8 protein-coding genes are annotated in these 7,033 nt (G+C 70.9%); 7 read left to right on the plus strand and 1 reads right to left on the minus strand.

What is annotated here, in order from left to right; all coding sequences use genetic code 11:
• The first annotated feature begins 47 nt into the window (after nucleotides 1-47).
• The 5 genes from ACL02O_RS25840 to ACL02O_RS25860 all read left to right on the plus strand — a co-directional run bounded on the left by ACL02O_RS25840 (nucleotide 48) and on the right by ACL02O_RS25860 (nucleotide 2,844).
• A complete protein-coding gene (locus tag ACL02O_RS25840; protein WP_412820754.1) occupies nucleotides 48-473 on the plus strand; it encodes a roadblock/LC7 domain-containing protein in 426 nt (141 codons plus the stop codon).
• Entirely contained in the window at nucleotides 470-859 is a 390-nt protein-coding gene (locus ACL02O_RS25845) for a DUF742 domain-containing protein (RefSeq protein ID WP_412820755.1), read from the plus strand. Before ACL02O_RS25840 ends, ACL02O_RS25845 begins: the two co-directional genes overlap by 4 nt.
• Nucleotides 840-1,448, plus strand: coding sequence for a GTP-binding protein (locus tag ACL02O_RS25850; protein WP_412820756.1), 609 nt, complete (start codon nucleotides 840-842; stop codon nucleotides 1,446-1,448). The genes ACL02O_RS25845 and ACL02O_RS25850 overlap by 20 nt, the downstream gene beginning before the upstream one ends.
• Nucleotides 1,449-1,642: 194 nt before the next feature.
• A complete protein-coding gene (locus ACL02O_RS25855; protein WP_412820757.1) occupies nucleotides 1,643-1,954 on the plus strand; it encodes a hypothetical protein in 312 nt (103 codons plus the stop codon).
• 47 nt (nucleotides 1,955-2,001) lie between these two features.
• Nucleotides 2,002-2,844: a PhzF family phenazine biosynthesis protein gene (locus ACL02O_RS25860; RefSeq protein WP_412820758.1), complete on the plus strand. Its 843-nt coding sequence runs from the start codon at nucleotides 2,002-2,004 to the stop codon at nucleotides 2,842-2,844.
• 92 nt (nucleotides 2,845-2,936) lie between these two features.
• Here the strand turns inward: ACL02O_RS25860 and ACL02O_RS25865 are convergent, their stop codons facing one another.
• A complete protein-coding gene (locus ACL02O_RS25865; RefSeq protein ID WP_412820759.1) occupies nucleotides 2,937-5,792 on the minus strand; it encodes an aconitate hydratase in 2,856 nt (951 codons plus the stop codon).
• A gap of 156 nt (nucleotides 5,793-5,948) precedes the next feature.
• On the opposite strand from ACL02O_RS25865, the gene ACL02O_RS25870 reads away from it, so the two are divergent.
• Both ACL02O_RS25870 and ACL02O_RS25875 read left to right on the plus strand, forming a co-directional pair.
• Nucleotides 5,949-6,311: a VOC family protein gene (locus ACL02O_RS25870; protein ID WP_412820760.1), complete on the plus strand. Its 363-nt coding sequence runs from the start codon at nucleotides 5,949-5,951 to the stop codon at nucleotides 6,309-6,311.
• Nucleotides 6,312-6,372: 61 nt separating this feature from the next.
• Nucleotides 6,373-7,032: a DedA family protein gene (locus ACL02O_RS25875; protein WP_412820761.1), complete on the plus strand. Its 660-nt coding sequence runs from the start codon at nucleotides 6,373-6,375 to the stop codon at nucleotides 7,030-7,032.
• Nucleotide 7,033 lies beyond the last annotated feature (1 nt).

Genomic DNA, 7,033 nt, shown 5'->3' on the forward strand with positions numbered 1-7,033 from the left:
CCCAGAGGAGTATCGGCGACACCAGCCGGGGAGAAGAGGAACGACGAGTGGCGCAGCAGACGGCTTCGGGCGCGGACCTGACGTGGCTCCTGGATGACCTGATCGGCCGGGTCAAGCAGGCGGAACACGCCGTGGCGCTCACCACCGACGGCCTGTTGATGGCCTCGTCACGGGGCATGAGCCGGGACGACGGTGAGCACCTGGCAGCGATGGCGGCCGGTATCCAGAGCCTGGCCCGGGGTGCCGGCAAACGCTTCGGCGGTGGCCAGGTGCAGCAGACCATCATCGAGATGCAGTCATCGTTCCTCTTCGTCACCGCAGCCGGGCGCAACGCCTGCCTGGCCGTGCTGGCCGCCGAGGACGCCGACGTGGGGCTGATCGCCTACGAGATGGCCATGCTGGTGACCCGGGTCGGGCGGTTCGTCGCCACGCCCACCCGCGAACAGTCCGCCGGCGAGAATCCGGTGCGATGACCGGCCACGGGGAGCCCGCGGAGCACGAGTGGGTGGACGACCACGCGGGTCCGGTGGTGCGCCCGTACGCGGTGACCGGTGGCCGGGCCCGCCCGGTGACCGGCACGTTCGACCTGATCTCCCTGGTCACCTCGACCCGGGCGGAGGTGGACTCGGAGTCCGGGCTCGGTCCGGAGCACGTGGCGATCATCGGTCTCTGCCAGCGGATGCAGTCCGTCGCCGAGATCGCCGCCCACCTCGACCTGCCAGTGGGCACCGTCCGGGTCCTCCTCGGTGACCTGGCTGCCCGCAGCCTGGTGCAGGTCCGTGAGCCGAGCGCGACCCCCGCCGGCCTTCCCGACGACAGCATTTTCGAGGCGGTACTCAATGGACTACGGGCGCTCTGAGCGGCCGGCGGGGGCGGCGTCGCTGCCCACCGGGATCAAGATCCTCATCGCGGGCGGCTTCGGTGTCGGCAAGACCACCATGGTCGGCGCGGTCAGCGAGACCCGCCCGTTGCGGACGGAGGAGGTGTTGACCGAGACCGGGGTCGGCATCGACGACCTGTCCGGCGTCGAGCAGAAGACCACGACCACGGTGGCGATGGACTTCGGCCGGATCACCATCAGCGACGACCTGGTGCTCTACCTGTTCGGCACCCCCGGCCAGGACCGGTTCTGGTTCGTCTGGGACGAGCTGGCGCTCGGCGCGATCGGCGCGGTGGTGCTCGCCGACACCAGACGGCTGGCCGACTGCTTCCCGTCGATCGACTACTTCGAGGGGCGAGGCACCCCGTTCGTGGTGGCGGTGAACTGCTTCGAGGGCGCCAAGCAGTACCAGCTGGACGAGGTGCAGGCCGCGCTCGACCTCGACCCGGGCGTACCGGTGGTGCTCTGCGACGCGCGGGAGCGGGAGTCGGTCAAGGAGGTGCTGATCACGCTGGTGGAGCACGCCATGAAGCAACGTGACGAGCGCCGCCGGGCCGCCGGTGAATGAGGCCGGCGAACGGGACAGTCGCGTCGGGCTCCGCCGCACGCTGCTCGGACCGATCGACTGACGTCCGGGTCGTGGCAGCCGGGGCAGCGGGGGTGTTTCGTCGGACGGCGATCGAGCGGTCGGATCAGCGTGTCGCGTGGGAGCGGGCGGATCAGGCGTTCTTCGCTGCCGGGGCGTGTCACATCCTCGCCTGGGTGTGCCGAGACTCCTTTCCGGACCGGGCGATCGAGATCGTGGCGGTGCGCCGCGCGGGTGGCGGGGAGGTCTTCCACACGTACGCGGTCTGGGAGGGTTGGGCGTTCGACCACTCGGGCTGGAATCCCGAGTCGCAACTACTGGCGGTCAACACGGAGTTCGAGGGCCAGCCGCTGGAGCGTGTCAGGATCGCAGCGCCTCTCGCCGAGTTCTGCGAGCAGCACCACCACCGCATGCCGGACCGGTACTGGCGTGACCCGCTGCCCCGGGCCCGCGACTACGTCCGCCGACACATCCCACCGTGGGCGTAGCACGGCGGTCCTTACTTCCGGCCGTCCCTGCGCCTACAGTCATGATCATGGAGATTCTGCGCTACGCCGCATTCAGCGCCGATCCGGCGGGCGGCAACCCGGCCGGTGTCGTGCTCGACGCCACCGGGGTCAGCGACGCCGAGATGCTGCGCGTGGCCGCTGACGTCGGGTACTCCGAAACGGCCTTCCTGGTGCCTCGCGGCAACGGGCGCTTCGAGGTTCGCTACTTCAGCCCCATGGCCGAGGTGCCGTTCTGCGGCCACGCGACCATCGCCTCAGCAGCCGCCTGGGCGGAGCGGCACGGTCCGGGGGTCCTGTACTTCGACACCCGAGCCGGGCTGGTCGAGGCGTCCACCGCCGTGGCACCGGACGGTACGACCACCGCGACGCTGATCAGCGTGGAGCCGCGGATCGAGCCCATCGCCGCCGGTGATCTCGTGGCGCTGCTCGAGGCGCTGCGATGGGCACCCGGCGACCTCGACGTGACGCTGCCGCCTCGAGTCGCCTTCGCCGGCGCCTGGCATCCCGTCGTGGCCGCTGTGAGCCGGCAACGACTCGCCGACCTGGACTACGACATGGATGCGCTGGCCACCCTGATGGCGCAGCGCGACTGGACGACCATCAACCTGGTCTGGCGCGAGTCCCTGCACCTGTTCCACGCGCGTAACCCCTTCCCGCCCGGCGCTGTGGTGGAGGACCCCGCCACCGGTGCCGCGGCCGCGGCTCTCGGCGGCTACCTACGCGAGCTGGGGTCGGTCGTGCCACCCGCGACCGTCACCGTGTACCAGGGTCAGGACCTGGGCCGCCCCAGCGTCCTGACCGTCGGAATCCCCGCCGAACCGCGCGCCGGCATCGCGGTGACCGGCACGGCCGTCGTCCTTGCCGCATAGCGAAGCGGAGACCGGTCACCGGGGCGGCACGGGAAAAGGCGAAGGGCCGCTCCCCGCCGGCGCGGGGAGCGGCCCTTTCCAGCCGTATGACGTCAGCCGGCGATCATGCGACGCAGCACGTACTGCAGGATGCCGCCGTGCCGGTAGTAGTCCGCCTCACCGGGGGTGTCGATCCGGACTACGGCATCGAACTCCACGCCGGTGTCGGTGGTGACCTTCACCGTGCGCGGGGTCTCACCCTCGTTCAGCGCGGTGACGCCGCTGATGGAGAAGGTCTCCGTGCCGGTCAGGCCCAGCGACTCGGCGGTGGTGTCGACCGGGAACTGCAGCGGCAGCACGCCCATGCCGATCAGGTTCGACCGGTGGATCCGCTCGTACGACTCGGCGATGACCGCCTTGACGCCGAGCAGCATGGTTCCCTTGGCCGCCCAGTCGCGGGACGACCCGGAGCCGTACTCCTTGCCGGCCAGGATGACCAGCGGGACGCCCGCCTCCTGGTACGCCATCGAGGCGTCGTAGATCGAGGTCTGCTCGCCGGTCAGGTGGTTGACCGTGAAGCCGCCCTCGACGCCCGGGACGAGCTGGTTGCGCAGCCGGATGTTCGCGAAGGTGCCCCGGATCATCACCTCGTGGTTGCCCCGGCGGGAACCGTACGAGTTGAACTCGTGCCGGGCCACGCCGTGCTCCGCCAGGTACTTGCCGGCGGGGGAGTCCGCCTTGATCGAGCCGGCGGGGGAGATGTGGTCGGTGGTCACCGAGTCACCCAGCTTGGCCAGCACCCGAGCTGCACTGATGTCGCCCACCGGCTTCGGGTCCCGCTCCATGCCCTCGAAGTACGGGGGCTTGCGGACGTAGGTGGACTCGCCGGCCCAGGAGAAGGTGTCGCCGGTCGGGGTCGGCAGCGACTGCCAGCGCTCGTCACCGGCGAAGACGTCGGCGTACGCCGAGCTGAAGCCGGTGGCGCCGATCGCGGAGGCGATGACGTCCTGGATCTCGGCGCTGTTCGGCCAGATGTCCCGCAGGAACACCGGGTTGCCCTGGGTGTCCTCGCCGATCGGCTCGTTGGCCAGGTCGATGTCCATGGTGCCGGCGAGCGCGTACGCGACCACCAGCGGCGGGGACGCCAGGTAGTTCATCTTGACGTCCGGGTTGATCCGGCCCTCGAAGTTCCGGTTGCCGGAGAGCACCGAGACGACAGCCAGGTCGCCCTCGTTGACCGCGGCGGAGACCTCCTCCGGCAGCGGGCCGGAGTTGCCGATGCAGGTGGTGCAGCCGTAGCCGACCAGGTTGAAGCCGAGCTTCTCCAGGTAGGGCGTGAGGCCGGCACGGTCGTAGTAGTCCATGACGACCTTGGAGCCGGGGGCGAGGGTGGTCTTCACCCACGGCTTGCGGGCCAGGCCCTTGTCCACGGCGTTGCGGGCCAGCAGCGCGGCACCGATCATGACCTGCGGGTTGGAGGTGTTGGTGCAGGAGGTGATCGCGGCGATCACCACGGCGCCGTGGTCCAGCTCGTACCCGACGCCGTCGGCGCCGGTCACCCGGACCGGGTTGGTGGCGCGCCCGCCGGCACCCGCCGCCGCGGTCTCCAGGTCGCGCGGCTCGTCGGCCGGGTCGCTGAACTCGTTGGCCGGCGGGTCGCTGGCCGGGAAGGACTCGGCGCTGGCCTCGTCGGCCGGGCCGTTCGCGCCCCGGGGCAGCTGCTCGCGCGGCACGCCCGGCTTGATGTCCTTCTCGCCGGTGGGGGCGCCGTCGGCCACGTAGTCGGTGAGGGCGGAGCGGAACAGGGTCTTGGCGGCGCCCAGCGGCACCCGGTCCTGCGGGCGCTTCGGGCCGGCCAGGGACGGCTCGATGGTGCTGAGGTCCAGCTCCAGCCGCTCCGAGTACTCCGGCTCGTGGTTCGGGTCGTGCCAGAGGCCCTGCTCCTTGGCGTACGCCTCAACCAGCGCGACCTGCTGCGGGTCGCGGCCGGTCAGCTCCAGGTAGCGGACGGTCTCGGCGTCGATCGGGAAGATCGCGACGGTGGAGCCGTACTCGGGGGACATGTTGCCGATGGTGGCCCGGTTGGCCAGCGGCACGGCGCTCACGCCCGGGCCGTAGAACTCGACGAACTTGCCGACCACGCCGTGCTTGCGCAGCATCTCGGTGATGGTGAGCACCAGGTCGGTGGCGGTGGTGCCGGCCGGCATCTCGCCGGAGAGCTTGAAGCCGACGACCCGCGGGATCAGCATGCTGACCGGCTGGCCGAGCATCGCGGCCTCGGCCTCGATGCCGCCGACGCCCCAGCCCAGCACGCCCAGACCGTTGACCATCGTGGTGTGCGAGTCGGTGCCGACCACGGTGTCCGGGTACGCCTGGCCGTTGCGCTCCATCACCGTGCGGGCCAGGTACTCGATGTTGACCTGGTGCACGATGCCGGTGCCCGGCGGCACGACCTTGAACTCGTTGAACGCGGTCTGGCCCCAGCGCAGGAACTGGTAGCGCTCCTTGTTGCGCTCGTACTCCAGCTCGACGTTGCGCTGGAAGGCGTCCTCGCGGCCGAACAGGTCGGCGATGACGGAGTGGTCGATGACCAGCTCGGCCGGGGCGAGCGGGTTCACCTTGGTGGCGTCGCCGCCGAGGTCGCGGACGGCCTCCCGCATGGTGGCCAGGTCCACGACGCAGGGCACGCCGGTGAAGTCCTGCATCAGCACCCGCGCCGGAGTGAACTGGATCTCCACGCTCGGGTCGGCGGTGGGGTCCCACGCGCCGAGTTGCTGGATGTGGTCGGCGGTGATGTTCGCGCCGTCCTCCGTCCGCAGCAGGTTCTCCAGCAGGATCTTCAAGCTGTAGGGCAGCCGGTCGTGGCCCTCCACCTTGCCGATCTTGAAAATCTCGTAGCTCGCGTCTCCGACGCGTAGCTGGGTCTTCGCACCGAAGGTGTCGAGGCTCGCCACGTCGTACTCCTTCACACCAGCGACCGTGAGTAGTCCTGAGCAGTCTGTCGCACCCGCGGGGGCGTTGCCGTGCTTAGGCAACACTTACCTGCGTCGGGCTCAACAAAACCGTACGTCCGTCTTGCTATTCGCGCAACTTCGTGCCAGCGTTCGGGACGAGGAGGTCGCACCATGATCCATCACGCTCTGCTGGCCTGCCCACGAGGTTCCGAGGACCTCTCCCGGGCCTTCTACGCCGGCCTGCTCGGCATGACCGAGAAGCCCAAGCCGCCGGCCCTCGCCGCCCGCGGTGGTTGCTGGTTCACGGGGTACGACGCCGAACTGCACCTCGGCGTCGAGGACGACTTCCGGCCGGCCCGCAAGGCGCACCCGGCGCTGCTCCGCCCCGACCTCGACGCGCTCGCCGCGCGGCTGACCGCCGCCGGTCACCCCGTGACCTGGGGTGACGAGGAGGTCCCTGGGATGCGCCGCTTCCACACCCACGACCCGCACGGCAACCGGCTGGAGTTCCTCGCCCCGGTGACCCCCGGCTGACCCGGGCGCCGCACCACCCGTTGCCGGGTAGGGTTCGAGGTCGGACCGGAAGGGGTGGGCGGTGGTCGACGTACAGCACTGGCTCTCCGCGCTTCCCCCGGGCGTGGTCTACCTGATCGTCGCCGGGGTGATCGGCGTGGAGAGCATGGGCGTGCCGCTGCCCGGCGAGATCGTGCTGGTCAGCGCCGCGCTCCTTGCGGCCACCGGGCTGGTCGAGCCGGAGTGGGTGGCCACCGCAGCCGCGGCCGGCGCCATCGTCGGCGACTCCATCGGGTACGCCGTCGGCCGTCGCGGCGGCCGTCCCCTGCTGGAACGCCTCGGCCGACGCTTCCCGAAACACCTCGGCCCGGCGCACCTGGCCCGAGCCGAGGCCAGCTTCGCCCGGCACGGTGTCTGGGCGGTTTTCTTCGGGCGGTTCGTGGCCCTGCTGCGGATCCTCGCCGGGCCCCTGGCGGGCGCGTTGCAGGTGCCGTACCGCCGGTTCCTGCTGGCCAACGCGACCGGCGGCCTGTTCTGGGCGTTCGGCACGACGTATCTGCTCTTCACCGTGGGCCGGGCCGCCGAGCACTGGCTCAAGGACATCTCCTGGGCCGGCCTGGTGCTGGCCGTCCTCGCCGGCCTGGCCAGCACCTGGTGGCTGCGCCGTCGCGCCCGCCGGCTGGCGGCGACGGAGATGCCCGCCGAGGCCGAGCCGGTGCCGGTGCCGGCCGGTGACCGCTGAG

Origin of the sequence: Micromonospora mangrovicola, assembly GCF_047200535.1 — a bacterium.
Classification (GTDB): domain Bacteria; phylum Actinomycetota; class Actinomycetes; order Mycobacteriales; family Micromonosporaceae; genus Micromonospora.